The sequence below is a fragment of the Acinetobacter sp. LF10 genome (assembly GCF_048585715.1).
Taxonomy (GTDB): domain Bacteria; phylum Pseudomonadota; class Gammaproteobacteria; order Pseudomonadales; family Moraxellaceae; genus Acinetobacter.
This window is the reverse complement of the sequence record NZ_CP184160.1, coordinates 1,806,138-1,830,941: the sequence shown is the minus strand read 5'-3', so window position 1 is coordinate 1,830,941 and position 24,804 is coordinate 1,806,138. Positions and strand designations below refer to the sequence as shown.

The 24,804-nt window shown below is 39.5% G+C and carries 22 protein-coding genes and 2 pseudogenes; 20 read left to right on the top strand and 4 right to left on the bottom strand.

Annotated elements, in window-relative coordinates; all coding sequences use genetic code 11:
* Nucleotides 1-154: 154 nt before the first annotated feature.
* Entirely contained in the window at nt 155-1,315 is a 1,161-nt protein-coding gene (locus ACN19N_RS08870) for a cupin domain-containing protein (protein ID WP_269238024.1), read from the bottom strand.
* A gap of 203 nt (nt 1,316-1,518) precedes the next feature.
* Here ACN19N_RS08870 and dnaX point away from each other — a divergent pair, with 203 nt between their 5' ends.
* From dnaX to ACN19N_RS08770, 20 genes and pseudogenes are all read left to right on the top strand, one after another.
* Nucleotides 1,519-3,567 carry a DNA polymerase III subunit gamma/tau gene (gene dnaX / locus ACN19N_RS08865; RefSeq protein WP_420001136.1) on the top strand — a complete coding sequence of 683 codons (2,049 nt, stop codon included), beginning with the start codon at nt 1,519-1,521 and terminating at the stop codon, nt 3,565-3,567.
* A gap of 110 nt (nt 3,568-3,677) precedes the next feature.
* Nucleotides 3,678-4,314 (top strand): annotated as a pseudogene (locus ACN19N_RS08860) (vWA domain-containing protein).
* Nucleotides 4,315-4,348: 34 nt separating this feature from the next.
* Nucleotides 4,349-4,990, top strand: coding sequence for a TerD family protein (locus tag ACN19N_RS08855; RefSeq protein WP_420001135.1), 642 nt, complete (start codon nt 4,349-4,351; stop codon nt 4,988-4,990).
* A 37-nt stretch (nt 4,991-5,027) separates the two neighbouring features.
* Nucleotides 5,028-5,663, top strand: a complete 636-nt coding sequence (locus tag ACN19N_RS08850; protein WP_420001134.1) for a vWA domain-containing protein — start codon at nt 5,028-5,030, stop codon at nt 5,661-5,663.
* Between the two features lie 34 nt (nt 5,664-5,697).
* Complete coding sequence (locus ACN19N_RS08845) at nt 5,698-6,756, top strand: TerY-C metal binding domain-containing protein (protein ID WP_420001133.1); 1,059 nt, start codon at nt 5,698-5,700, stop codon at nt 6,754-6,756.
* A 21-nt stretch (nt 6,757-6,777) separates the two neighbouring features.
* On the top strand, nt 6,778-8,589 hold the full coding sequence (locus ACN19N_RS08840) for a PP2C family serine/threonine-protein phosphatase (RefSeq protein WP_420001132.1): 1,812 nt from the start codon (nt 6,778-6,780) through the stop codon (nt 8,587-8,589).
* The gene (locus ACN19N_RS08835) at nt 8,582-10,114 is read left to right on the top strand and encodes a helix-hairpin-helix domain-containing protein (protein ID WP_420001131.1); all 1,533 of its coding nucleotides are present in this window, start codon (nt 8,582-8,584) and stop codon (nt 10,112-10,114) included. Before ACN19N_RS08840 ends, ACN19N_RS08835 begins: the two co-directional genes overlap by 8 nt.
* Nucleotides 10,111-11,172 (top strand): ATP-grasp domain-containing protein, encoded by a 1,062-nt coding sequence (locus tag ACN19N_RS08830; RefSeq protein WP_420001130.1) that lies wholly within the window; start codon nt 10,111-10,113, stop codon nt 11,170-11,172. The genes ACN19N_RS08835 and ACN19N_RS08830 overlap by 4 nt, the downstream gene beginning before the upstream one ends.
* A 54-nt stretch (nt 11,173-11,226) precedes the next feature.
* Complete coding sequence (locus tag ACN19N_RS08825; protein WP_269230269.1) at nt 11,227-12,345, top strand: phosphoribosyltransferase domain-containing protein; 1,119 nt, start codon at nt 11,227-11,229, stop codon at nt 12,343-12,345.
* Between the two features lie 12 nt (nt 12,346-12,357).
* Nucleotides 12,358-13,176, top strand: coding sequence for an HAD hydrolase family protein (locus ACN19N_RS08820; protein ID WP_420001129.1), 819 nt, complete (start codon nt 12,358-12,360; stop codon nt 13,174-13,176).
* Nucleotides 13,160-14,311 (top strand): cysteine protease StiP, encoded by a 1,152-nt coding sequence (gene stiP, locus ACN19N_RS08815; RefSeq protein WP_420001128.1) that lies wholly within the window; start codon nt 13,160-13,162, stop codon nt 14,309-14,311. The genes ACN19N_RS08820 and stiP overlap by 17 nt, the downstream gene beginning before the upstream one ends.
* A gap of 1 nt (nt 14,312) precedes the next feature.
* On the top strand, nt 14,313-15,197 hold the full coding sequence (locus ACN19N_RS08810; RefSeq protein ID WP_269238013.1) for an HpcH/HpaI aldolase/citrate lyase family protein: 885 nt from the start codon (nt 14,313-14,315) through the stop codon (nt 15,195-15,197).
* Between the two features lie 72 nt (nt 15,198-15,269).
* Nucleotides 15,270-16,454, top strand: coding sequence for a TerD family protein (locus ACN19N_RS08805; protein WP_420001127.1), 1,185 nt, complete (start codon nt 15,270-15,272; stop codon nt 16,452-16,454).
* A gap of 137 nt (nt 16,455-16,591) precedes the next feature.
* Nucleotides 16,592-17,682, top strand: a protein-coding gene (locus ACN19N_RS08800; protein ID WP_100222571.1) for an IS4-like element ISAba1 family transposase whose coding sequence is annotated in 2 segments (ribosomal slippage) — nt 16,592-17,132 and nt 17,132-17,682 — 1,092 coding nt in all. Because the reading frame shifts where the segments join, the coding sequence is not laid out codon by codon here.
* A gap of 75 nt (nt 17,683-17,757) precedes the next feature.
* Nucleotides 17,758-18,336, top strand: coding sequence for a TerD family protein (locus ACN19N_RS08795; RefSeq protein WP_269230274.1), 579 nt, complete (start codon nt 17,758-17,760; stop codon nt 18,334-18,336).
* A 48-nt stretch (nt 18,337-18,384) separates the two neighbouring features.
* Nucleotides 18,385-19,467: a DUF475 domain-containing protein gene (locus ACN19N_RS08790; RefSeq protein WP_420001126.1), complete on the top strand. Its 1,083-nt coding sequence runs from the start codon at nt 18,385-18,387 to the stop codon at nt 19,465-19,467.
* Between the two features lie 84 nt (nt 19,468-19,551).
* Nucleotides 19,552-20,127: a TerD family protein gene (locus ACN19N_RS08785; protein WP_018678204.1), complete on the top strand. Its 576-nt coding sequence runs from the start codon at nt 19,552-19,554 to the stop codon at nt 20,125-20,127.
* Between the two features lie 87 nt (nt 20,128-20,214).
* On the top strand, nt 20,215-21,507 hold the full coding sequence (locus tag ACN19N_RS08780; protein WP_420001125.1) for a VWA domain-containing protein: 1,293 nt from the start codon (nt 20,215-20,217) through the stop codon (nt 21,505-21,507).
* A 12-nt stretch (nt 21,508-21,519) separates the two neighbouring features.
* Nucleotides 21,520-22,233 (top strand): TIGR00266 family protein, encoded by a 714-nt coding sequence (locus ACN19N_RS08775; RefSeq protein WP_420001124.1) that lies wholly within the window; start codon nt 21,520-21,522, stop codon nt 22,231-22,233.
* Between the two features lie 53 nt (nt 22,234-22,286).
* Complete coding sequence (locus tag ACN19N_RS08770; protein ID WP_269230437.1) at nt 22,287-22,868, top strand: TerD family protein; 582 nt, start codon at nt 22,287-22,289, stop codon at nt 22,866-22,868.
* A gap of 55 nt (nt 22,869-22,923) precedes the next feature.
* Here the strand turns inward: ACN19N_RS08770 and ACN19N_RS08765 are convergent, their stop codons facing one another.
* The 3 genes and pseudogenes from ACN19N_RS08765 to ACN19N_RS08755 all read right to left on the bottom strand — a co-directional run.
* Nucleotides 22,924-23,367, bottom strand: a complete 444-nt coding sequence (locus tag ACN19N_RS08765) for an acyl-CoA thioesterase (protein ID WP_269230277.1) — start codon at nt 23,365-23,367, stop codon at nt 22,924-22,926.
* The gene (locus ACN19N_RS08760; RefSeq protein ID WP_269230278.1) at nt 23,364-24,524 is read right to left on the bottom strand and encodes an iron-containing alcohol dehydrogenase; all 1,161 of its coding nucleotides are present in this window, start codon (nt 24,522-24,524) and stop codon (nt 23,364-23,366) included. The genes ACN19N_RS08765 and ACN19N_RS08760 overlap by 4 nt, the downstream gene beginning before the upstream one ends.
* Nucleotides 24,525-24,674: 150 nt before the next feature.
* Nucleotides 24,675-24,778, bottom strand: a pseudogene (locus ACN19N_RS08755) (IS5/IS1182 family transposase); the annotation flags it as partial.
* Between the last annotated feature and the right edge of the window lie 26 nt (nt 24,779-24,804).

The window sequence follows — 24,804 nt, the reverse complement described above, 5'->3', positions numbered from 1 at the left end:
TGTTTTAAGTTGTTATTAGTGAGTTTATGAAAAATATTATATTTTTCAATACTTAAAATGTAATCATTATAACAAATTTTTAATTTTTTATGTCAAATTATAAAAGTAGAAATAGTCGAAACTACTTCTACTTTAATTAGAGGATGTATCAGGCTTAATGAGGTGGTAGCAACATAATAACTGCTTGATTCAGTAACAATACGATATCTTCTAAAATATCCGTATGATTAAATTCTTCATCAAATGCTAAGCTTGCACCATCTGCAATTTGTTTCAGTTGTGCTTGGAAAGATTGAGAAATACAGATATTTTCCCCATTTGCCCAAAAGTCTAATAATTGATTTTGTTGTCTATAGAGCAATCTTGATGCAGGTTCCAGAATAACTTGATAGCCGCCATTGATAACTTCAAGTAAATCATCTACCACAATTTCTTCTGGCTCAGGAATACTATTGGGATATTTAGACTCACTCATGTATGCCATGATCGCCGCATCAAATTCTGGTGCTTGGGTAAGATAATCAAGTAATTGAGTCTTGAGATAAGAAAACTCGGAATTATTTATCTCTCCAATAGCATTTGTTTTTATACGAGTAATATCCGCGAGAGGATTTGTTAAGACTGAGTTTTTTGCGAATTGTTCACTGAGTCGATCTGTCATTTCAGCTAAATTTGGCATACGGAAGCCAAATGAGAAAGTTAAACAATCATCCTCGGCAACGCCATAATGAGCAAGACCAGGTGGTACATACAATAGATCGCCAGGTGCAAGTACCTCATCAAAATCTACATTGATTTGAGAAAGGAGTTTTAATGGTTGATCTGCAACAAACTCTGTTGATTCATCACACATTTGACCGAGTTGCCAACGGCGATGACCATGCCCTTGTACAAGGAATACATCATAGAAATCGAAGTGCTTACCAACAGAGCCACCTTTAGGTGCATAAGAGACCATGATGTCATCGCGGCGCCATTGAGGGATAAATGGAAATTTTTTCCAGAGCTCAGCAATATCAAAAGAATAATGGTCCACCGCTTGAACTAGGATCGTCCAAAGATTCGGTAACTTTTGGAAATCACCTTTAGTGAGTGGTGATGATTTTACATGCCATTCATTTGGATTTTTATTTTTTTGACGAATCAAGCGAGCACTGACATCTTCTTCTAGCGCAAGTTCTTTGACATCCTCAGGTTCTAATAAACCCATAATTTCAGGCATTGCATTGCGAACTAACAGTGGTTTTTTTTGCCAATATTCATTCAGGAATTGTTCTGCGGTAATACCGCCGAGTACCGCTAAGGATTCAGACATGTCAAATAGACCAGCAACTTAAAAATTATGGTGTATTCTCTATTGAGTTGAATATCGGTGCAAGTCTTGTGATGATTGTAAGTAAATCTATAAGAAATTCGGTTTAAAAGCTCCAGAAAGTATTTAATCTTGATCAATTAGAAATGGACTCGTTCACAGCCTTTCAAAAAAACAGTATGCTTAAGATGCAGAAAGGAGCATACATGTATCAAGTACTGGCAAGAAAATACCGTCCTCGTAATTTCAATGAGTTAGTTGGGCAAAACCATGTTTCTCGTGCTTTAACCAGCGCATTAGAACGTGGGCGTTTGCATCATGCTTATTTGTTTACAGGAACGCGCGGTGTCGGTAAAACCACGATTGCCCGTATTTTAGCCAAATGTTTGAACTGCGAGACAGGCGTGACCTCAACGCCGTGTGAAGTTTGTGCAACTTGTAAAGCGGTCAATGAAGGTCGTTTTATTGATTTAATTGAGATCGATGCGGCATCACGGACCAAGGTTGAAGATACTCGCGAGTTACTCGACAATGTACCTTATGCGCCGACGCAGGGTCGCTTCAAAGTTTACCTGATCGATGAAGTGCATATGCTTTCAACGCATTCGTTCAATGCCTTGCTCAAGACACTGGAAGAACCACCTGAGCATGTGAAGTTCCTCTTTGCAACGACAGATCCACAAAAACTGCCGATTACTGTCATCTCGCGCTGTTTGCAATTTACCTTACGTCCTTTGGCTGTTGATGAAATTACAGAACATTTAACAACAATTTTAAATAAAGAGCATATCGAAGCCGATCAAGATGCAATTTGGCAAATTGCAGAATCTGCACAAGGATCATTACGTGATGCATTGTCTCTAACAGACCAAGCAATTGCCTATGGTCAAGGTGCAGTCCATCATCAAGATGTTAAAGATATGCTCGGTTTGATTGACCGAACCATTATTTATGATTTGATTTTGGCAATCCATCAAAATCAGCAAGCACGAGTAAGTCAGCTCCTTCTACAATTTAGACAGCAAGCTTTAGACATGTCTTTGGTTTTGGATCAATTGGTTTCTACCTTGCATGAACTGGCATTGTTACAATATTTACCTGATCTTGCACTGAAATATAGTGAAGAAATTAACCAGAAGATTCTACAATTGTCGAAACTCATTTCTGCTCAAGATTTGCAGTTGTATTATCAAATTGCCTGTAAAGGTCGAGCTGAGTTGCAACTTGCGGTGACGCAAGAGCAAGGCTTTGAAATGACGGTGTTGCGTTTACTGGCGTTTAGACCTTTGACTTTGAATGAAGTTACCGTAACTGCAACACCTATTACGCAAATTACAGCGCCTGAAGCACATCAGCCCGTACAGGATTTAAGTATAGAAAATCAGTTTGCAGTTCAGCAAGAAACGATTAGCGTTGAACCTGAACCTGAACCTGAACCTGAACCTGAACCTGAACCTGAACCTGAACCTGAACCTGAACCTGAACCTGAACCTGAACCTGAACCTGAACCTGAACCTGAACCTGAACCTGAACCTGTTGCGCAAAATTCAGATAGCAGCTTAATAGTTTTTGATGCAGAAGATGGGCAGTTGATTGGATTGGATATATCAGCGCAACAACACACGATTCAGTCGAATATCGTTGAAGTGGATGATGTATTGGTTTTTCCTGTTGAGCAAAATCCTCAAGTACAGCTAGAGCAACCTCAAGCTGAACAGGCACTTGATCTCATCGCAGAGCAAGTGCTTGAAGCTGTTGTTTCGGAACCGATTGTTGTCGCACACAAACCAGTAGCACCTGTAAGACAACAGAAAGATCACAGACAAACTGATCTGACGCCTCAAGATATTTTAAAATTGCGTGAGCAGGTTTTGGAAGGTGAGTGGAATTTGGAGAAGTGGGAATACTGGTTTAGAACCAGCCAGCTTTCACCTGCTGTTCAAGAGTTAGCCCAACATGGTGTGATGCAAGGACAGATCAACGGTACTTCTATTTTCCATATTCCTCAAGAATATGAAGGTATGTTGTCGCAATTGCAGCATGGCTTAGAAGATGCATTAAAAGAACAGTGGCCACAAACGTTGTTCAGTGTGCAATATGGTGCTGTGAATTCTAATACGCCTTTAATAATGCAGAATGAACGTAAAGAAAGAGCTTATCGTCGTGCCGTCGAGCTATTAAACCAAGAGCCGACAATTAAGAATTTGGTTGATACTTTTGATGCAGAATTGGTCAATATTCAGCTCAAACCTTAGGTGGAATAGACAGAAGAGTATTTATTTTTTTACTTTGTAATGATTTACATAGGTCAACAGTGTAATCTATGTTTAAAATTTAAATCATAACAAAATAAGGGTAAAAAATAATGCGTCGTTTACCAGTTTATTTATTACTTGATACCTTAGGCTCTATGCACGGTGAGCCTATAGAAGCCGTAAAAAATGGGGTGCAAATTTTACTTTCGACTTTACGTCAAGATCCTTATGCGCTGGAAACGGCCTATTTATCTTTAATCAGTTTCGACAGCCAAGCCAAACAGTTAGTGCCTTTAACTGAATTGGCTGTTATCCAAGCGCCAGATTTGCAGGTCACAAAAACCACAGCCTTGGGCAATGCTTTAGCGCTATTAGCCGTTAAAATTGAACAAGAAGTGGCAAAAACCACAGCAGAGGTCAAAGGTGACTGGAAACCATTGATTTTCATTATGACTGATGGTGTGCCAACAGATGATTGGCGTAAAGTTGCAACGTTTACAACAAGTCAAAACAGGGGTAATCGTGGCCTGCGCAGCGGGACATGGCGCTGATACTTCAGTTTTAAAACAAATCACAGAAGTTGTTGTTGAATTGGCAACGGCAGATTCAAATACGATTAAAGCATTCTTTAAATGGGTTTCTGCCAGTATTTCAACCGGCAGCCAGAAAGTGGATGCAGGACAAAAAGAAGTCACAGGCTTGGGCGATTTGCCACCTCCACCGCCTGAAGTCAACATCGTACTATAAAAGCAAATTAAAGATTAAATAAGAGGGTAAAACTATGGCTGTGAGTTTAAATAAAGGTCAAGGCATAAGTTTAAATAAAACTGAAAATAATTTGTCTCAAGTAACGATTGGTTTAGGTTGGGATATTCAGGAACAGAAAAAAGGCTTTCTTGGCGGATTATTTGGTGGCAATAGCGCTGAATATGATCTGGATGTGATTGCCTTTCTGGTTGGGAGTAATGGCAAGGTTAATAATCTGGGGCGAGATGCGCAGGGGAATGTCACCTTAGAAAATAGTGATGTTATCTTTTTTAATAATCAAAAACATTCTTCAGGGCATATTTGGTTAACAGGTGATAACCGTATAGGTGCGGGTGATGGCGATGATGAACAAATTATCGTGAAGCTCAATGACCTGAATCAACAATACCAAAAAGTGGTTTTTGTGGTGCAAATCTATAAAGCTGCTGAAAATAACCAACATTTTGGGCAAGTCAAAAATGCATTTATCCGTGCAGTAGATACCACGGGCAAGGAAATGGTTCGTTTCGATTTGTCGGGTACTGGGCAATATGATCAACAGCGCTCATTACTGTTTGCTGAACTTGTCCGTGAATCGGCAGGATGGAAATTTAATGCAGTCGGACAGGCTTCCCAATCTGATTCATTTGTGGAATGGTTAAAACAATACGCTTAAAAATTTGATTTTCGGCTAAAGAAAGGTTTAGAACAACATGCGCCGTTTACCCGTTTATATTTTATTAGATACCTCTGGATCAATGCGAGGTGAGCCAATTCATTCGGTGAACGTCGGCTTGCAGTCCATGTTGAGTGCATTACGGCAAGATCCTTATGCATTGGAGAGTGTGCATTTAAGTATTATTACCTTTGATCTGGAAGCGAAGGTTTATTTGCCTTTAACGCCTTTGGATCAAGTGCAACTTGCCGATATCGATGTTCCAAGTGCAGGCGCAACTTTTATGGGAGCTGCGTTAGAGTTGTTGGCTGAGCAAGTCACTCAGCAATTACAGAAAAGCACTGATGAGGTCAAAGGGGATTGGCGTCCGCTATTATTTGTGATGACTGACGGCTCACCTTCAGATGTCTATGCTTACCAGCAAGCGATTCCTGTCATAAAACAGTTAAACTTTGCCAGTATCGTTGCCTGTGCCGCTGGGCCAAAAGCCAAACAGGAACATCTCCTACAACTGACCGATAAAGTCGTGGTATTGGATACTATGGATGCGGCCTCTTTTGCAGGATTCTTTAAGTGGGTGTCTGCCAGTGTCGTGGTGGGAAGCAGTAGTGCGGGGATTTCAGGCTCTGTTTCATTGCCGCCACCGCCACCCGAAGTGCAAGTGGTGTTGTAAATAAAATAAAGAATATATTAAGGATAATCAGAAGATGCGCCGTTTACCTGTTTTTTTCGTATTGGATTGTTCTGAGTCGATGGCGGGGAAAAATATTCAACAGATGCAACAAGGCATCCAGTTGATTATGCAACAATTACGTCAAGATCCATATGCCTTGGAAACCGTGTATGTTTCTGTTATTGCCTTTGCAGGGATTGTCCGAACCTTAGTTCCGTTAGTGGAAGTGTTTGCTTATTATCCTGCGAAATTACCTTTGGGTGGCGGAACACATTTAGGCAAAGCCTTAGAACATTTGATGAATGAATTTGATCGTCATTTGATTAAAACAACGGAAGAAATTAAAGGGGATTGGAAGCCAATCGTATATTTGTTTACAGATGGTCGTCCGACCGATGAATGTAAAGATGCGATATATCGCTGGCAAAAGAAATATGCGCGACGCTGTACGCTGATTGCCTTAGGAATGGGTAAAAACGTTGATTATGCAACGCTCAAGCAATTAACAGAACACTGTATTGCTTTTGATGAGTTGAATGAACAAGACTTTAAAAAGTTTTTCCAGTGGATTAGTGCGTCCGTGGTTGCACAAAGTAAAAGTATTGGCGATGGACAGCAGCAAGATCATTTACCGCCAATCGATGAGCGTTATATGCGTCTGGTCAAGGATTTGCCAGCCAAGAAAACCTTGGTGGATGAAAACTGTGTCACTTTTGTGGGGCGTTGTGGCAAGATGAATCGACCCTATTTAATGAAATTTGAACGTGAAATTCAGTATCAAGCGCCTCAAGATTTAAATATCAACCTGAATTTATATCATTTTCAATTGACCGAATGCTGCAAAATTGATGAGGATTATTTTACTTGGTCTGATCAAACCCAACATCAGCAGCAGGTCAATACCACGCTATTACAAGGTACTCCAGAATGTCCACATTGTTTGGCTGAAACGGCTTTTGCCATGTGTGGTTGTGGCCAATTGATGTGTTATGACGGTTTTAGCGAGGACGTGACTTGCCCATGGTGTCGTCGCCAAGTCAGTTTTGGTTATGGTGGAATGGACGGCTTCGATGTGCAACGAGGACGTGGTTAACAATTGGATCTAGGAAAAGCCATGTCGCAAACTTTAACTCCTGACGTTCAGACCGCTTTTTTAAATACATTAAAGCAGCTGTTACAAGATCAAACCCAACAGAACCCTCTGTTACTTGATGATGATTCTCTTGATCAATTACTAAGTAGCAAGAAAATTTATAATGCCTATCATGATTTGGCTGAACAGATTTATGAGCAAATAGGCTTTCAATTAGAACAGTCAGCAGCGTTTCAGCATTCTTTATTACAGCGCATCTTGGAGCAGGGGCGCTTGCCGGTTTACATCTCGAAAGCTGAAAATATCAATAGCGCTGAATCAAGCCAACCGCTATTCGATCATACTCAAATGGCACTGACTCCAATCACTGAGGCTGATGCATTGGAGTCAATTGATCAACTTGATTTTCTAGATGAGCTTTATTTGTCTCATCCAGTTGATGCAGAAACTGAAGCGTCTCTTATAAATGATCGCTCCACTGTGATGTCACTTCCGATAACCTCGTTATTGTCAGTTAAGTCGACCACAAATATCGACGCAAAAAATACAGACCACAATCAGAATAATGCCTCAGGAAAACCAAATCATGAGGTGAAGATGGTGAAAAAAATGCCTCATTTTCAGATACCCAATGCACGCGTTGGGCAAGACTATCAAGCACGTATTCAAATGCAATATCCAGTCAAAGAGGACGTGCTGATTTGTTCTGAATCAATCAAGATTCCAGAAGACTTAGGCATCGTATTTGATGATGACGCACAACAATTACAGGGCATACCGCTACAAGCAGGCGAATTTAAAATGGCATTTCAGTATAAAAATAACGAAGCCACGCAATCATGGTCTTCGGGTGAGGTGACCTTTATTATTACCGCTGATCCGCGTAGTTTATGGCAGGTCAATGAACCTGATATCAATGAACCTTATCAGAAAGCACATAGTGACCATCAACTGATTCAGACTGAGTATTTTAACCTTGCTGCCTGTAGCCAGCGCGGGCGCTCACATGAACACGCAGGTACTTTCCGTGATGATGATTTTTTGATTGCACGTGTTGCAGAGACTGATTGGTCAGTGTTGATCGTTGCAGACGGTGCTGGCAGTGCCAGTTATTCTCGGCAAGGTTCTCTACTTGCGGTGCAAAGTGCAGCCAAAACGCTGACGGATTACCTTGAACATCATCATCCGCATCTGGATCGCTTATTGCAGCAATGGCAAGTTGGCAGTGATGATGAAATGACCAAGTCTGTTGCACAGCAAATCTATAAAGATTTTCATGATACTTTCTATAAAACAGCCCAAGTGGCGATTGAGACCATTGAGCAGGAAGCTGAGTTAAAGCAGGTTGCAGCCAAGGCCTATGCTACGACTTTGTTGGTGGCTATGGTTAAACAGTGTGAGCAAAAAACCTTTATTAGTACCTTCTGGATGGGCGATGGTGCGATCGCTGTATATGCCAAAGATAAAGTGCGCTTAATGGGTAAACCTGATGGTGGAGAGTTTGCTGGGCAAACCCGTTTCTTAGATCGCAGTTTTGCACAACAGTTTGGTAGTCGCGTCAATATTGGCTATTACGATGATTGTGAAGCTGTGATTTTAATGACAGATGGTATTTCCGATCCGCGTTTTGAAACGGATGCTGGGCTTGCGAACCACGAAAAATGGCAGGCATTATGGCAAGAACTTGAACCACAGTTACAGCAATCGCATCCAGATCAGGCTTTATTGGAATGGTCAAAGTTCTTTAGTGCAGGACATCATGATGATCGTACTTTGGCTATTTTATGGAATAAGCCTGTGAGTGTGGATGTGGAGGGTCTTGCCCATGACTAAGATTATCCAGTGTCAAACTTTAGATGGTCGGTCGATTGCATTTGTGGATGAAGTGATTGGCTCAGGAGCAATGAAAGATGTCTATTTTTCTCCTGATAAATCTTATGTAGTGTGTTTTTTTACGAAAGAGAAAAACAGTTTTTATCAATCACAAGCAGAATTAGAGCGCCAAAAAGATCGTTTAAAAGAAATTGTCGGCAATAAATGGCAAGGAATTTTTAATAGTGCTGGTGGTGATTATTGGAAGAATGTGTTTTGTTGGCCTGATGGTCTGGTGGAATATAATGGCTTGCTTGGAATCACAGCTCCGACCTATCAACAGGCATTTTTCTTTGAATTTGGTTCGAAGAATGATGATTTTTTGGGAATTAAAGGCAAAGAAAAAGAAGGCAAGTGGTTTGCAAGTGCCAATAACCAAAATCGCTTCCTTGACGAACGAGAAAAAGGTACATGGCTGAATTATTTAAAAATTTGTATTTTAATTGCCCGTGCTGTGCGCCGTATGCATGCAGCAGGTTTGGCGCATTCAGATTTATCCTACAAGAATATTTTGATTGATCCTGTAACTGGCCGTGCCTGTGTAATTGATGTTGATGGTTTGGTTGTGCCTGGAAAATATCCACCTGATGTGGTCGGAACGCCTGATTTCATTGCGCCTGAAGTGGTGAAAACCAATCATTTAAAAAGAGATGACCTACAGCGGAATCTTCCGAATATCATGACTGATCGCCATGCTTTGGCAGTATTGATCTATATGTATTTGCTGTATCGGCATCCATTGCGTGGTGGGTTAGTGCATGATCTCAATGATCCTCAACGAGATGAAAATCTCGCAATGGGTGAACAAGCTTTATTTATTGAACATCCAACGGATCATCGTAATCGAGTCAAAGTAAGTCAAGTTCGTCCGAGTGCTTTACCTTGGGCTGATCCAGAAAAAATTCCTTTTGATGTGACAGGTCCTTATTTAAAAGAACTGTTTTTACAAAGCTTTGTGACAGGTTTACATCAACCGCAACAGCGTCCCTCAGCAAATGACTGGGAAACGGCCTTGGTGAAAACAGTTGATTTAATTCAACCTTGTCTAAATACGAATTGCAGTCAAAAATGGTATATTTTTGATAATACGACAAAACCTATATGTCCTTTCTGTGGTACTCAATTTAAAGGGCAATTACCTGTTTTAAATTTATATTCAGCGCGTCAAGAAGGCAGTTTTAGACCTGATAACCATCGGTTAATGGTCTGGACAGGGCAGTCAATCTATCAGTGGCATGCGAATAGTTTAATTGTACCCAATGAGCGTCTGACTGCTGAGCAAACTAAACGTGTGGGTTATTTTATTTTTCATCAAGGGCAATGGTGGTTGGTCAATGAAAATTTACCTGATTTGATGGATGTAGCAACGAAGACAGTCGTGCCGATTGGTACAAAAATTGAATTAACAGATGGCAAGCAAATTTTATTATCCCGTCAGGATGGCGGGCGTTTAGTGGTGGTTCAGATGGTAGTGTGTTCTTCATGATAAAGTTAAATTTAAATGCTCCACAAATTGATGAAACAAAGGTTATTTCTCCGCATTCAATTGGAATTTGGTTTACTCAAGCACATTCTTGTCAAAGAGATTTGGTCTTAGCTGCAAAGCAGATGCGTTCAGATTTTCCGATTCATATTATTGCATCTCATCAAGATTTGCGTCCTGAAATTACATCTGCTGCGGATATCGCCTTACAAGAGCCTATTCTGTCAGAACGAGTAGAATGGGTGTTAGAGCAAGCACAGCGCTTACAGGTTAAATTGATTGTTGCTGGACGGTTTGGACGTATTTATTTAGAGCAAAAGTATCGTTTTGATGCGCTTGGTATTCGTCTAATGGCAGGCTGTGATACCGCAGAAAATGTAGGGCAGCTACATGATAAATCAGCATTTACACAAATTTGTACAGAGCATGATATTCCTGTTGTGCCTGCAACGACTGTTGAAACAGCGGATCAATTACAAACTGCTTATGATGAATGGTCAGCGCAAGGTGATGTCTGTGTAAAGCCTGTGACAGGGGTATTTGCTTCTGGATTTTGGCGTTTAGACCCAAATGCTACACCGTTCGATATGTTTCATAACAGCCAAAATTTTAAAGCTCATCCACAGACCTTTATTGAAAGTTACCGTCAGCTCACACAAACCCCAGCCTATTTGGTGATGCCATTTTTATCTGGGCATGAATGTTCTGTCGATATGTTCTGTGTTCATGGTGAAGTGCGTTATGCCGTGGCTCGTTATAAACATCGTGGTGATTATCAAACCTTAACCTTAGATGATCCTGCGATTGATCTTGGGAGACGCGTAGCACGTTTATTTCATTGTGATGGTTTAGTGAATATGCAGGCGCGTTATAACCATGTCGGTGAACTCTATATTTTAGAAGTCAATCCACGACCTTCAGGTGGAATTAGTCATACCTTCCATAGTGGTGTTAATTTAGTGGTTGCACTTATTTCAGAGTTTCTTGAGCATGAGTACCAAGCGGAAGTTATGCCTAGCAATATAACAGTTCGAAATATTAGTCAAAGTCTGCAAGTTTAACTTCCAGATTTGATCACTAAATATACTTTTTACTGATTTGAATGATAAAAATTTATGATTAAGATTGAATTGCAGCGCGGCACATTAACCTTACAACCTAGCAAAGATAATGTATGGCAATGGCAAGATTTATTAGGTTTTGCCGAACGTATTAACCCAAAACGTGCTTTTTTATTTGTATCAAAAGTATTGGGGCGGCATATTCCAGTGAGTCCTGTGATTATTCGCCAAGCTTTTACTGATTTAGCACAACAAGTTCCTGCAAATTTACCTGAACCTGTTTTGGTGATTGGGATGGCAGAAACCGCCGTTGGTTTGGGAGCAGGTGTGCATCAGGTGTTACAACGACAGTATCCTGATGCTTTGTATGTCACAACGACTCGACATCCTGTGGCAGACGCGCCATTACTCGTTCGTTTTTTAGAAGAACACAGTCATGCGCAAGATCAACTGTTATATAGCTCTGCTGATCCAGAAATTCATGCTCAGATCTTAGCGAGTAAAAGTATTGTTCTGGTTGATGATGAAGCTTCGACAGGGAAAACCTTTATTAATCTGATCTCAGCTTTGCAGAATGCAGGTTTAAATGAGATTTCGCATGTGGTGACTGCAACTTTAGCGGATTGGTCATCAGGGATTCATATTTCAGGTCTAGAGTGTCAATCTGTGGCGTTGATGACAGGCACATGGCAATGGCAAGATGCTGAAAATCCTAAAAAAATTGAGATGCCAAAAGTCGATACGATTGCATTTGGTGAATTTGAAGCTTTAGCGCAACCGACATGGGGACGCTTACCCGTAAAGGATACAACTGCACATATTCGACTCTCTGCTCAAGCACAAGAAAGAATCTTGGTTTTAGGCAGTGGTGAATATGTTTGGTCTTCTTTTTTATTGGCGGAACATTTACAGCAACAAGGTGCAGATGTGAAATTCAGTGCGATTACACGTTCTCCTATCGCAGAGGGACATGCGATTCAGTCGGGATTGGCATTTTCAGATAACTATGGTCTAGGTATTCAAAATTTTGTCTATAATATCAATCCAGTAGCGTATGATCGTATCCTTATTACGGTTGAAACGACGAAAGATTCAGTGGCGACCGAATTATTAGCTGCGTTACCAAATGCCGAAGTAATTAGTGCTGTAGATTACCCTCACCATATTTCTTAATTGTATGTTTTTATGACTGATTTTTTATTAAGTTCAACTCCCGTTTTAGCTCCAATTATGTTAGTTGATTTGGATGATACTTTATTTCAAACACATCGACGAATTACGCCTCAACCTGACTTCAAAATGGCAACGACCGATAAACAAGGGCAAGCTTTGGCGTATATGAACCCTGTACAACAACATTTTGTGCAATGGTTATTACAAAGTACGCATGTGATTCCAGTGACTGCACGTAGTGCGGAAGCACTGTCTCGTGTCCATTTGCCATTTCAGTATGGCGCGGTATGTTCTCATGGTGGAACTGTTTTAAATGCTGATCTGTCAATTAACCAAGATTGGCATTCACAGATGCAACAGGTTTTACTGCCTTATAAAGCGCGGTTGCAGGCTTTGATGCAAGTGATACAACAAGCAGTTGACTTCGGCTCAATTCGGACATGGATCGTTGAAGAACAAGGTTTGGGTTTATATCTTGTTGCCAAGCAAAATACTGAAAATGACAATCCATATGCGCCGAATTTTTTACCTGAATTATTGAATAGTTTGAGTGACGAATTATTAGATGGGTTTTATTTTCATTTGAATGGTAATAATTTGGCGTTTATCCCAAAACCTGTCAGTAAAGCTAATGCAGCCCGTTTTTTATTGCAACAGTTTGCGTCTCAACAACGCCCAATTTTAGGTTTTGGTGATAGTTTGTCTGATGTTGAATTTTTAAATTTATGCGATTGGTGGGGCATGCCAAATCATAGCCAATTGAATCGTTGGGTCAAACATAACTTGGCGCAACAATATGTACAAGAAGGGTATTATGGCGATTATCAATAAGCAACAAGCCGATGCACTGATTTCAAAACAAGGGTTTAGTGGCAGTTATTTACCTGAACAAGTGATCTTTTTATTGCGCCGCACTCATATTCAGGCGACGGATACCGTAGAGAAAGAGCATTTAATTCAGTCTGGGCAAAAGCACTATTCTCAGATGATTAGTCAGGAACATGCACCTTCTGAACGTCATTTAGTATTGTATGAAAATGCTTTGCAACAAGGGCAGCAACGTTTGGCGGAGAATGTACAACAGTTGGCTCAAACATTGGTAACAGAATTTGTTGAGCCAATTGTATTAGTCAGTTTTGTTCGTGCAGGTGTGCCTTTAGGTGTGTTGCTTTATCATGCTTTACAAGATTTGGGTCGTCCTTGTATCCATTATGGGGTAAGTATTCTTCGTGATCGAGGAATTGATTTTGCAGCATTAGAAACCATTATTGCCAAGCATGGACATCAATCCATTGTGTTTGTAGATGGTTGGACAGGCAAAGGTGCAATTCGACAAGAATTACAGCGTAGTTTGGGAGGTGACCCTCGTTTTGCCAATCGACCACTGCCTTTGGTTGTATTGTCTGATATTGGGGGCTGTGCATGGTTGGCTGCAAGTGGTGATGATTGGTTGATTCCGTCAGGAGTGTTGGGTTCAACAATTTCAGGTTTAATTTCGCGAACGATTTGTGAAGGTGAACCACTGAAAGCCGAAGAGATTAATGCGCAAAATATTGACCAATGGCATAGTTGTATTGAATATACTCAGCTAGAAAAATTTGATCAATCACAACAATTTATTGAAAAAATTAACCAAATCCGCCGTCAATGTGCAGTTCAACCGAATGCAGTTTGGACAGAGACACAACGGCAACAACAGCACCAACAAAGCCAGCAAGTGATTCAAGACTTGGCACAGCAATATCAGATCACCAACTTAAATCGAATTAAGCCGAGTATTGCAGAAGCAACACGTGCAATTTTGCGCCGTGTGCCTGATTTGGTGTTATTACGAGATGCCGATGATGCGGATACTGCTTTATTACGCCATCTTACGGATATTACCCAGACACCAACCAAAGTCGTTGGTGATCAAATTGCACCCTATCGTGCCATTACATTAATTCAAAAATTAGGGAAAAACTAATATGTTATCTGCATTGTCATTGGGGGCAACGTTATATATGCCAGCCACGCGACCAGATTTGTGGCAAGTGGTCAACGGTGAAAAATATCCTGAATTACGTTCAGTTGTATTATGTTTAGAAGATGCCGTGGTCGAGCATGATGTTGAATTTGCGAAAGAGAATTTAAAAAAATTATTACAACATTTACAACAGAATCAAAGAAACTCACAGCATCCACAGTTATTTATTCGTCCTCGTCATTTAGAAATGGCAGAAGAGTTGATGCAGTGGGCAGAGATTCCGTTATTAGATGGTATGGTTTTACCTAAATTTGGCTTATCTAATTTGAATCAATGGCATTCTATTTTATCATCTGATTTAAAACTGATGCCGACCTTAGAAACGCCTGATACATTTGATATGGGAGCGATGAAGGAATTAAGGCAAGCTTTACAACAACAGTTTCATCCCGTATTGGTCTTGCGGATAGGCGGTAATGATTTATTAAATTGTTTGGCATTACGTCGCCCAAATGATATGACTCTATATCAAACGCCAATCGGGGCTTTAATATCGAATTTAGCTGGGCAGTTTTTGCCGTATGGCTTTTCTTTAAGTGCGCCAGTCTGTGAACACTTTAGCCAAGTTAAATTATTACAAGATGAATTGTACTTAGATATTCAGCATGGTTTATCTGGTAAAACCATTATTCATCCAGCACAAATTCCAATTGTGCATCAAGCATTTCAAGTCAATGAAATTGAATTGAAACAAGCACAAGATATTTTAAATCAAGATGCACAGGCCGTTTTTGCATGTCATGGTTCTATGCTTGAACCTGCGACACATAAACATTGGGCAGAGCGAATTTTAGAGCGAGCTAAAGTTTTTGGTTTAAAAATCTAATTGTCGCTATGATGTAAAAATAATTAAATTTCATTTAAAACAAATCCAAATAATATAAACGAGGGTATCGCAATGCAACAACTCATTCCTGGAGCGAATTTAGCTTTAACACAGCCCCAGTTTCAAATAAAAATAAAGACAGCGATGCCCGAACAAATAAGTTTGGATATGAGTGCATATATTCTTAATGCCCAAGCTAAGGTGCGCGGCGATGCGGACATGATTTTTTATGGACAAAAGCAAACGCCAAATCGTAGTGTGGAATTACTAGAATCCACGCATAAGACGCCTTACTTAGCGCAATTTAATGTCAATACCCAATTGTTGGAAGCTGAAATCAGCAAAGTTTCATTTTGTGCTGCAATTGATGGAAACCTGACGATCAATGCAGTTCAGGATATTCAGATTGAGTTGTGGGAAAATGGTCAGTTGTCTGCCACTGCAATGATTAAAAGTGCAGAAAAAACGGAGAAAGCCTTAATCTTGGCAGAAGTTTATCGCTATAAAGAATTGTGGAAATTCCGTTTTGTGAATCAAGGTTTTAATGGTGGATTAAAACCATTGTCAGAATACTTTGGTGTAGAGATTAGTGATACACCGCCTACTGTTCAAACTGCTCCAGTACCGCCAAAACCTGAGAAGTTAAGTTTAAGTAAGATTAGTTTAGATAAACAAAACAATAAAATTAATCTAACAAAAAAAGATCAGGCTTTTGGTGAAATTAAAATTAATCTGAATTGGAATCAAAAAACAGCGACAAAACAAAATAGCTTTTTTGACAAAATGCTCAATCATGGCAAAAGTGTTGATCTAGATTTGGGTTGTCTCTTTGAGATGCAAGATGGAACGAGGTCAGTGATACAGGCTTTAGGAGACTGTTTTGGAAACTTCCATACCTTTCCATTCATTGAATTGTCTGGTGATGATCGTACAGGAGCATTGCAAGGTGGCGAATGGTTGCGAATCAATGGGAAAAACTGGGATCAGATTCATCGGGTTGTGATTTTCGCATTTATTTATCAAGGTGTTCCAAATTGGGCTGAAACAGATGCTGTTGTGACCATTTATGTACCTGAACAACCACCGATTGAGATTCGTTTGATTGAAGGGCAACCATTCGGCATGTGTGGAATTGTTGAATTAGTGAATCAAAAAGGTAATATTGAAGTGCGACGCCATGTTCAATATGTTAAAGGACATAAAGAACTTGATCGGGCATTTAGTTTTGGATTGCGCTGGGTTGCTGGCAGTAAATAAAAGTAAGATCTAACTTGAAGATTAGATGAAAATATTTTTATAGAAATTAATTTTATATCTATTTTTCTCTGTACACGACAAAAATAGATAACTCATTGAAATAATGTCACAATAATTGTTTTCTAACGACGAATACTATGACACATCTCAATGAGTTATATCTTATCTTAAACAAATCTCTAAAATGGAACAAGTCACATTTAAAGTGCTTTGCGCTCATCATGCTTGTGATCATTTTAAAGCAAACATGTAATCTTTCTTCTGCATCTAAAGCCTTGCCCATCAAGTGCTTACCACAATCATTTTATCGACGTATGCAGCGCTTCTTTGCAGGTCAGTATTTTGATTATCGTCAAATTTCTCAGTTGATTTTCAATATGTTTTCATTCGACCAAGTGCAACTGACTTTAGATAGAACCAATTGGAAATGGGGAAAACGAAATATTAATATCCTGATGCTCGCAATCGTTTATCGTGGAATAGCGATACCTATCCTTTGGACATTGCTTAATAAACGTGGAAATTCAGATACGAAAGAGCGTATTGCTTTGATTCAACGCTTTATAGCCATTTTTGGTAAAGACCGTATTGTGAATGTGTTCGCAGACAGAGAGTTTATCGGTGAGCAGTGGTTTACATGGTTAATTGAACAAGACATCAACTTCTGCATTCGTGTTAAAAAAACTTCATTGTCACCAATCATTTAGGAAAGAATCATAAAATTAGTGATTTATTTCGCCATCTTAAAGTTGGTCAAATTGAATGTCGTAAACGACGGATTTTGGTTGGTCGGGTGAAACTATATATAAGTGCACTACAGTTAGAAAATGGAGAGCTTTTACTCGTCGTTTCTCCTCAGTTTAATGCCAATGCTATTCAGGATTATGCATTACGCTGGGAAATTGAAACCTTATTCAGTTGTCTCAAAGGACGCGGGTTTAATCTTGAAAATACGCGCTTGACAGACCCTAGACGAGTGAAAAAATTGATTGCGGTGTTAGCTATAAGCTTCTGTTGGTGTTACTTAACGGGTGAATGGCAACATAATCAAAAAAAAGCGATAATAATAAAGAAGCATGGACGACTCTCAATGAGTTTATTTCGCTATGGTTTAGACTATGTTCAAATGGCGATTCAGCGTTTAATTGGTTTTGGGAAAAAAGAAGAGTTTAAGGAAATTTTGGCAATTTTAAGAAAGCAGAATCCTGATAGGATAAGGGTTCTGTGAAATTTGTCGTGTACAAAGTCTATTTTTAAGTATTGAAGACATTAATTATAAATTTTATCGAGGAGAACATACAAAATGGCAATTAGTTTAAATAAAGGGGGAAATCTTTCCCTTAGTAAAACAGATCCTAACTTAGTTCGTATTTTAATTGGCTTGGGTTGGGACGAGCGTGCAACGGATGGAGCAGCATTCGATTTGGATGCAAGTGCATTCTTATTAACTGCAACGGGTAAGGTTCGTGGTGATCATGACTTTATTTTTTATAATCAACTTAAATCACAAGATCATTCGGTTGAACACACAGGTGATAACCGTTCTGGTCAAGGGGATGGTGATGATGAAACATTATTGGTTGATTTATCGAAAGTGTCACCTGAGATTGAAAAAGTTGCCATTACCGTAACGATTCATGATGCACAAGCACGTGGACAAAACTTTGGTCAAATTGCGAATGCTTTTATTCGTGTCGTAAATCAAGACACCAATGTTGAAGTGGTTCGTTTTGATTTAGCAGAAGATTATTCAACTGAAACAGCAATGGTTTTTGGCGAAGTTTATCGCCATAACGGTGAGTGGAAGTTCAAGGCTGTGGGTCAAGGCTATGCTGGCGGACTTGCAGCAATGTGCCAACAATATGGTATTCAAGTCGGTTAAGTTTAATTTTTAAATTATGACGATAAGATTTTATCAAAAAGGGGCACAATGAAACATTTTCGTTTCTCAATTATTTTCACGGTAATCTGCTTAGCGTTATCCGCTTGGTGGGGTTTCAGCCATGGACCAGAGGCAGGTATTCAAACCATGCTTCGCGTTTTATTAATTACTGCCATTTTAGCAGTGATGGAGGTTTCTCTATCTTTTGATAATGCAGTGGTGAATGCTTCGATCTTACGTCATTGGGATGAGTTCTGGAAAAAGATATTTTTAACGGTCGGTATTCTGATTGCTGTATTTGGGATGCGTTTAATTTTCCCAATTGTGATTGTTGCAATCACCGCAGATATGGGAATGGTTGATGTTGTTAAAATGGCACTCAATGACCCAGTCCATTATTCAGAAAAACTGCTTGCGCACCATGCTGAAATTGCAGCTTTTGGTGGCATGTTCTTATTGCTTGTTTTCTTGAATTTCTTGTTTGACGATGGAAAGGATACGCACTGGTTTCACTGGTTGGAATCACGACTAGCGAATCTTGCCAATGTTCCAGCAATGTCTGTATTTGTTGCCATGATTGCATTGCTGATTATGGTGAGTTTCGTGAATATGGAAACGAAACTGGTGGTGACTTTAGCTGGTATTTGGGGGATTGTGGTGTATGTCGGTGTTCAGGCATTAGGACATTTACTTGAAAGTAGTCAGACAGAAGAAAGTGATGAAAGTCAGGATGAATCAAAAGCATCAGGCGCATCTAGTACGATTGTAAAAGCAGGTATTGGTGGATTCCTTTACTTAGAAGTACTGGATGCATCATTTAGTTTTGATGGTGTTATTGGTGCATTCGCAATTACTACAGATGTTGTGGTGATTATGCTTGGTTTGGCAATCGGAGCAATGTTTGTCCGTTCGATGACGATTTATTTGGTTGAGAAAGGCACATTAGAAGCATTTGTATTTTTAGAGCATGGCGCAATGTATGCGATTGGTATTCTTGCTGCAATTATGCTTTATACAGGTACAGGTGGTCATGTTCCTGAAGTTGTGACAGGATTGATTGGTGTCGCTTTCATTATCTGGGCAATTTTTTCATCGATTGCTTATGAGAAGCGACAAGCAAAATCGTCATAAAATATATAGATATAGTAGAGAAAATCTGTTATATCAAATGAGAATCAATATTTATTTGAACAGTAGAATAAGGAGTACACTTCAATGGCAATTAGTCTAACCAAAGGCGGAAATGTTAGCTTAACAAAAGAAGCCCCTGGAATTACCAAAACGACAGTAGGTTTGGGTTGGAATCCTCGTGTAACTGATGGCCAAGCATTTGACTTAGATGCGATTGCATTTCTTGTCACTGAAAGCGGTAAAGTACGTGCTGATAATGATTTTATTTTCTTTAATAACTTAAAATCATCTGATGGTTCAGTCGTACACAATGGTGACAACCGTACTGGCGAAGGCGCAGGCGATGATGAGACACTGAGCGTTGATTTAAGTAAAGTCCCAGCGGATGTTGCTAAAGTGATTTTTGCAGTGACTATTTATGATGGTCAAGGGCGTAACCAAAACTTTGGTCAAGTTGCAAATGCTTATATCCGTGTTTGTAATGACGCAGGCGGTAGTGAAATCGCACGTTATGACTTATCTGAAGATAGCAGCACAGAAACAGCAATGATTTTTGGTGAACTGTATAAAAATGGTAGCGAATGGAAATTCCGTGCCATTGGTCAAGGTTTTGCAGGTGGTTTAGGACCTTTAGCAGCATCTTTTGGTGTAGCTGTATAATTGATCCCATATCAGAGGATGATACTTCGGTATTGTCTTCTGATCATTACTATAAAATATAAATGAAAAAATAGGCAATTGTGTCATATGCTGAGTTTAATTCGTGGGCAAAAAATTAAATTAGATGATCTTTTACAAGGACAAAGTTCTTTTTATATTCACATTGAATATCAAGCCAATTTCGCTTTAGATATCGCTAGTTTTGGATTAGATCCAGCATATAAATTAAGCGATGAACGTTATATGACGTTCTATAATCAGCCTAAAACACCATGCCAAGCAGTGCAACTAACGGATAATCAAGCTCAGTCTAGTCGTTTTTCGATTGATTTAACAAAATTACCGCCGACGATTCAGCATTTAGTGATGACCATTGCTATTGATGGTCAGGCAGTGATGTCACAGATACAACAGATCTTAGTTCAAGTTCTGAATTTACAGCAGCAAGTCATTGCTGAGTTTAGGCTTGATGGTCATATGTTTGATCAGGAACGTGCTGCAATGCTGATCGAAATTTATCGCAAAGATAATGTTTGGCGATTAGCTGCTAATGGGCAAGGTTTTAGTGCGGGTTTGGCTGCATTGATTCAACATTTTGGTGGTGAAGTGGCAGAAGAAGCTGTTCATCAAGTCACCGTACCACCATTAACCAGTATTGATTTAAAGAAAAAATTGTCTTTAGAAAAAGCAGAAAAAACAGGCAATGCTTCGATTATTGACTTGACCAAAAAATCATTGGTTCAGTTAGAAAAGAAAAATTTACTTGGAATAACGGCTCGTGTTGCCCTCGTTTTAGATGCATCTGGTTCGATGGATGGACAATATCGCCGTGGTGATGTTCAGAAAGTGGTGAATCGTTTAATGCCTTTAGCGATCCATTTTGATAATGATGGAAGCTTTGAGTGTTGGGCATTTGCAGCTAAAACAACACAGCTAGATGAAGTTACTCTGAGCAATGTAAATGACTTTATTAATACGACCCAACGAGGCTGGAAAAATTGGCAAGTTGGCGCTCGTTTCAATCAAGAGATTCCAGCCATTGAGGCAGTCATTAATTATTATCAAAAATTCACAGATAAGATTCCCACTTTTGTACTCTTTGTTTCGGATGGTGGTGTAGGCAGCCGAAGAGAAATGCAAAAAATCTTAACCCAAGCTGCAAAATTGCCAATTTTTTGGCAGTTTGTTGGCATTGGTGGGCGAGATTATGGGGCATTAGAAAAATTAGATGATCTAAAAGGGCGAGTGGTTGATAACTGTAATTTTTTTAGTTTAGATCGAATAGACAGCGTTTCTGATGATCGTTTATATGAATTGCTGTTAGAAGAATTTCCTGATTGGTTGAAAGCTGCAAAACAACATCAAATTATTGAGAATTAAGGGTTAGATAATATGGCTCAATTTAGTTTAGTCGGTTCACCAGAACCATTCTTACATGTTGCGATGCGCCGTGGCGATAAGATTTATTGCGAAAGTAATGCAATGGTGATGATGGAAGACCCATTGGAACTCAAAGGGCGTTTGCAAGGTGGTTTAATGCAGTCCTTATTGCGCCGTTTTGCTAACGATGAATCATTATTTCAACAACATATAGAAGCAGTGCGCGGAGATGGGGATTGTTTACTTTCCGCAGCATTAGATGGTGATATGCAAATTCTTGATGTTGGCGCAACGCAATATATATTAAGTGATGGTGCCTTCGTAGCAGCACATAATTCGGTGGAGATCAAAGCACGTCTAAATAGTAGTCTTGGTGGTGCTTTCTTTGGAAATACGGGTGGTTTTCTCGTTATGGAAACCAGTGGACAAGGTCAGGTGGTTGTTGCAGGTTGCGGTACATTATTTGAAATTGAGGTTGAGCCAAATAAAGAGATTGTAATTGATAATGGTCATGTCATATGTTGGGATTCACGCCTAAATTACAGTTTATCTGTTTCTACCTCACAGAGTAGTGGACTCTTAGGTAATTTGATGAATAGTGTCATGAGTGGTGAGGGCATGGTGTTACGTTTTTCAGGTAAGGGCAAAGTTGTCATTTGTTCACGTAATCGCCAAAACCTTCTTGCATGGTTACAGAGTAAATTGAGTCCACGTTCAAATCAGTAATTTTTACAACGAAAAATCATTTAAAACATTTATTTAACAAAGAGGGCTTAATGATGGCGATTAATTTAGAAAAAGGGCAAAAAATCAATTTGCAAAAAGCAGATGGTAGCAGCTTACAACAAATTTTTCTTGGTGTTGGTTGGGATGTTGCCAAGAGTAAAGGCTTTTTAGGTTTTGGTGGTGGTAGTGCAGATATTGACCTTGATGCCTCAGTGATTTTGTTTGATGAGAATAAACAAGTTGTCGATGTTGTCTATTTTGGGCAATTACGCAGTAAGGATGGCAGTATTACCCATTCTGGCGATAACCTCACAGGTGCGGGTGATGGTGATGATGAAATCATTCGTGTGAATCTGACGCAAGTGCCAAGTCAAGTGAAATCATTGGTTTTTACGGTGAGTAGTTTCCGTGGTCAAACTTTTGAAAAAGTGGAAAATGCATTCTGCCGTTTGGTTGATCAAGCAAGCAATCAACAAATTGCGAGTTACAAATTGTCTTCACAAGGCGGTCATACAGGTCTAATTATTGCGAAAATCTATCGCCATAATGACGCGTGGAAAATGCATGCGATTGGTGAGAATGTACATGGTCGTACTTTCCAAGATATCGTGCCATATGTATTGCCACATATCTAAAAAGTAATGTTAAAACCTGCCGACATGGTTATAGCAATCATGTCGGCAGGTTTATTTAAGAAATAGATAAAAGATATTCTTGTAAAATATTTCGCATGTTTTTAGGAATTGCTGTACTTTTTCGATTTTCACGATCTACAAACACATGCACGAAATGTCCTTGTGCTGCCGCTTCAAATTGATCTTGTTTAAAAATTGCCAGTTCATATCTAAGCGAGGAGTTGCCGATTTTTCCAATCGCAACACCAACCTCAACGACTTCTGGAAAGGAAAGCTCTTGCAAAAAACTACAGGCAGAGTCAACCACTAAGCCAATAATTTCACTGTTGTGAATGTCAAATCCTGTTTTTTGAATCAGTAAAGAATTGGCAGCGGTATCAAAATAACTATAGTAGGTCACATTGTTCACATGACCATAAATATCATTATCAGCCCAACGAGTTTGGATCGGGAAGAAAAACTTAAATTGCTCTCGTGTTTTTAAAATAGGTTTGGTCATGCATAAATCGCCTGATAGATCTGTAATGCGTCTTGCTCGGTCATTTCCCTTGGATTGTTTTGCAACAGTCTGGTTTGTAGCATTGCATCTTTTGCTAACTGAGGTAACTTCGCCTCAGGAATGTCTAAATCTTTTAATTTCAATGTTAATCCACTTTGGTCCAAATGATTCTCCATATGATCAATAAATAGATCACATAAACCATCGGTACAACCTGTACTACGTGGATCTAACAATTGCATGAGTTCTGCATACTGTTGCTTAGCTTTAGGTGCATTAAACTTTAGCACTTCAACTAAAACTAAGGCATTGGTATGTCCGTGTGAAAGATGGAAATGTCCGCCCAATGGATAAGCGAGGGCATGGACTGCTGCGACTGGGGCATTAGCAAATGCTTGACCAGCAAGCATTGAACCGACCAACATATTCTGGCGAGCTTCTAGATCAGCACCATTTTTCAATACCTTAGCTAAATTATGATTTAATAATTTCAGTGCATTTCTGGCTAACATATCTGCATAGAAGTTCTTTTTAACATTTGAAGTGTAGGCTTCAATTGCATGTACCATCGCGTCAATACCTGTTGCCGCTGTGATATGAGCAGGTAACCCTTGCGTAAATGTTGCATCTAAAATTGCGACATCTGCATATAGAATTGGAGAAACCACGCCCATTTTTGTGGTTGCGCCAGTGGTTACGATCGAGATCGGGGTGACTTCCGAACCTGTTCCAGCTGTTGTTGGAATAAGAATGAGTGGTAAACGCGGTGCTTTAGCTTGGTTTACCCCATAGATTTCACTCAGTTTTTGCTGTTGTTTAGGGTGTGCGAGCAAGGCAATGATTTTAGCCACGTCCATGGAACTACCACCACCAAAACCGATGATCACATCAATTTGCTCTTGTGTCGCAAAATCAACAGCTTCTAATACAATATGCTCTGGTGGATCTGCTTGGATATCGGAATAAATAATATACTCAAGACCAATCTGAGTCAGGATTTCTAAAATGGGCTGATGCAATTGATGCTGTATCATCCCTGCATCGGTCACAATGAATGCTTTTTGATAATTTTGTTGAGTAAGCACATTTTTAAGTTCTTGTATCGAACCTAGCCCCGAGATAATGTTGGGAACAGTTTGAAATTGAAACGGGTTCATACATACATCCTTATTTTCATCGTAAATACATCATTTTTATATCAAGTGAGTATAAGTTTCACTGTCCAAATAAATTAGCATAAGATGCTGTTAAAAAGTGTAGCTTTGAAGCGATTCTGCCATTTTGAAACTGTTATGGTGATGTCTGTGGGTCTTGGGATCAAACCAGATTGAAATATTTTCTCGCTTGATTAAAGCTTGGTTATACGAGGACCAATTTGTGTACGGTAGATTTTAGGTGCAGGTTTCTTCATCTAGAAATTATATTGCTGAAGAAGCC

Excerpts from the sequence above, each read along its gene's own strand:
- ACN19N_RS08765 (WP_269230277.1), bottom strand. The coding sequence starts at position 23,367 with ATGACCAAACCTATTTTAAAAACACGAGAGCAATTTAAGTTTTTCTTC.
- ACN19N_RS08835 (WP_420001131.1), top strand. The coding sequence starts at position 8,582 with ATGACTAAGATTATCCAGTGTCAAACTTTAGATGGTCGGTCGATTGCA.
- ACN19N_RS08830 (WP_420001130.1), top strand. The coding sequence starts at position 10,111 with ATGATAAAGTTAAATTTAAATGCTCCACAAATTGATGAAACAAAGGTT.
- ACN19N_RS08790 (WP_420001126.1), top strand. The coding sequence starts at position 18,385 with ATGAAACATTTTCGTTTCTCAATTATTTTCACGGTAATCTGCTTAGCG.
- ACN19N_RS08785 (WP_018678204.1), top strand. The coding sequence starts at position 19,552 with ATGGCAATTAGTCTAACCAAAGGCGGAAATGTTAGCTTAACAAAAGAA.
- ACN19N_RS08845 (WP_420001133.1), top strand. The coding sequence starts at position 5,698 with ATGCGCCGTTTACCTGTTTTTTTCGTATTGGATTGTTCTGAGTCGATG.
- ACN19N_RS08805 (WP_420001127.1), top strand. The coding sequence starts at position 15,270 with ATGCAACAACTCATTCCTGGAGCGAATTTAGCTTTAACACAGCCCCAG.
- ACN19N_RS08760 (WP_269230278.1), bottom strand. The coding sequence starts at position 24,524 with ATGAACCCGTTTCAATTTCAAACTGTTCCCAACATTATCTCGGGGCTA.
- ACN19N_RS08770 (WP_269230437.1), top strand. The coding sequence starts at position 22,287 with ATGGCGATTAATTTAGAAAAAGGGCAAAAAATCAATTTGCAAAAAGCA.
- ACN19N_RS08825 (WP_269230269.1), top strand. The coding sequence starts at position 11,227 with ATGATTAAGATTGAATTGCAGCGCGGCACATTAACCTTACAACCTAGC.
- ACN19N_RS08780 (WP_420001125.1), top strand. The coding sequence starts at position 20,215 with ATGCTGAGTTTAATTCGTGGGCAAAAAATTAAATTAGATGATCTTTTA.
- ACN19N_RS08855 (WP_420001135.1), top strand. The coding sequence starts at position 4,349 with ATGGCTGTGAGTTTAAATAAAGGTCAAGGCATAAGTTTAAATAAAACT.
- ACN19N_RS08775 (WP_420001124.1), top strand. The coding sequence starts at position 21,520 with ATGGCTCAATTTAGTTTAGTCGGTTCACCAGAACCATTCTTACATGTT.
- ACN19N_RS08850 (WP_420001134.1), top strand. The coding sequence starts at position 5,028 with ATGCGCCGTTTACCCGTTTATATTTTATTAGATACCTCTGGATCAATG.
- stiP (WP_420001128.1), top strand. The coding sequence starts at position 13,160 with ATGGCGATTATCAATAAGCAACAAGCCGATGCACTGATTTCAAAACAA.
- ACN19N_RS08870 (WP_269238024.1), bottom strand. The coding sequence starts at position 1,315 with ATGTCTGAATCCTTAGCGGTACTCGGCGGTATTACCGCAGAACAATTC.
- ACN19N_RS08840 (WP_420001132.1), top strand. The coding sequence starts at position 6,778 with ATGTCGCAAACTTTAACTCCTGACGTTCAGACCGCTTTTTTAAATACA.
- ACN19N_RS08795 (WP_269230274.1), top strand. The coding sequence starts at position 17,758 with ATGGCAATTAGTTTAAATAAAGGGGGAAATCTTTCCCTTAGTAAAACA.
- dnaX (WP_420001136.1), top strand. The coding sequence starts at position 1,519 with ATGTATCAAGTACTGGCAAGAAAATACCGTCCTCGTAATTTCAATGAG.
- ACN19N_RS08810 (WP_269238013.1), top strand. The coding sequence starts at position 14,313 with ATGTTATCTGCATTGTCATTGGGGGCAACGTTATATATGCCAGCCACG.
- ACN19N_RS08820 (WP_420001129.1), top strand. The coding sequence starts at position 12,358 with ATGACTGATTTTTTATTAAGTTCAACTCCCGTTTTAGCTCCAATTATG.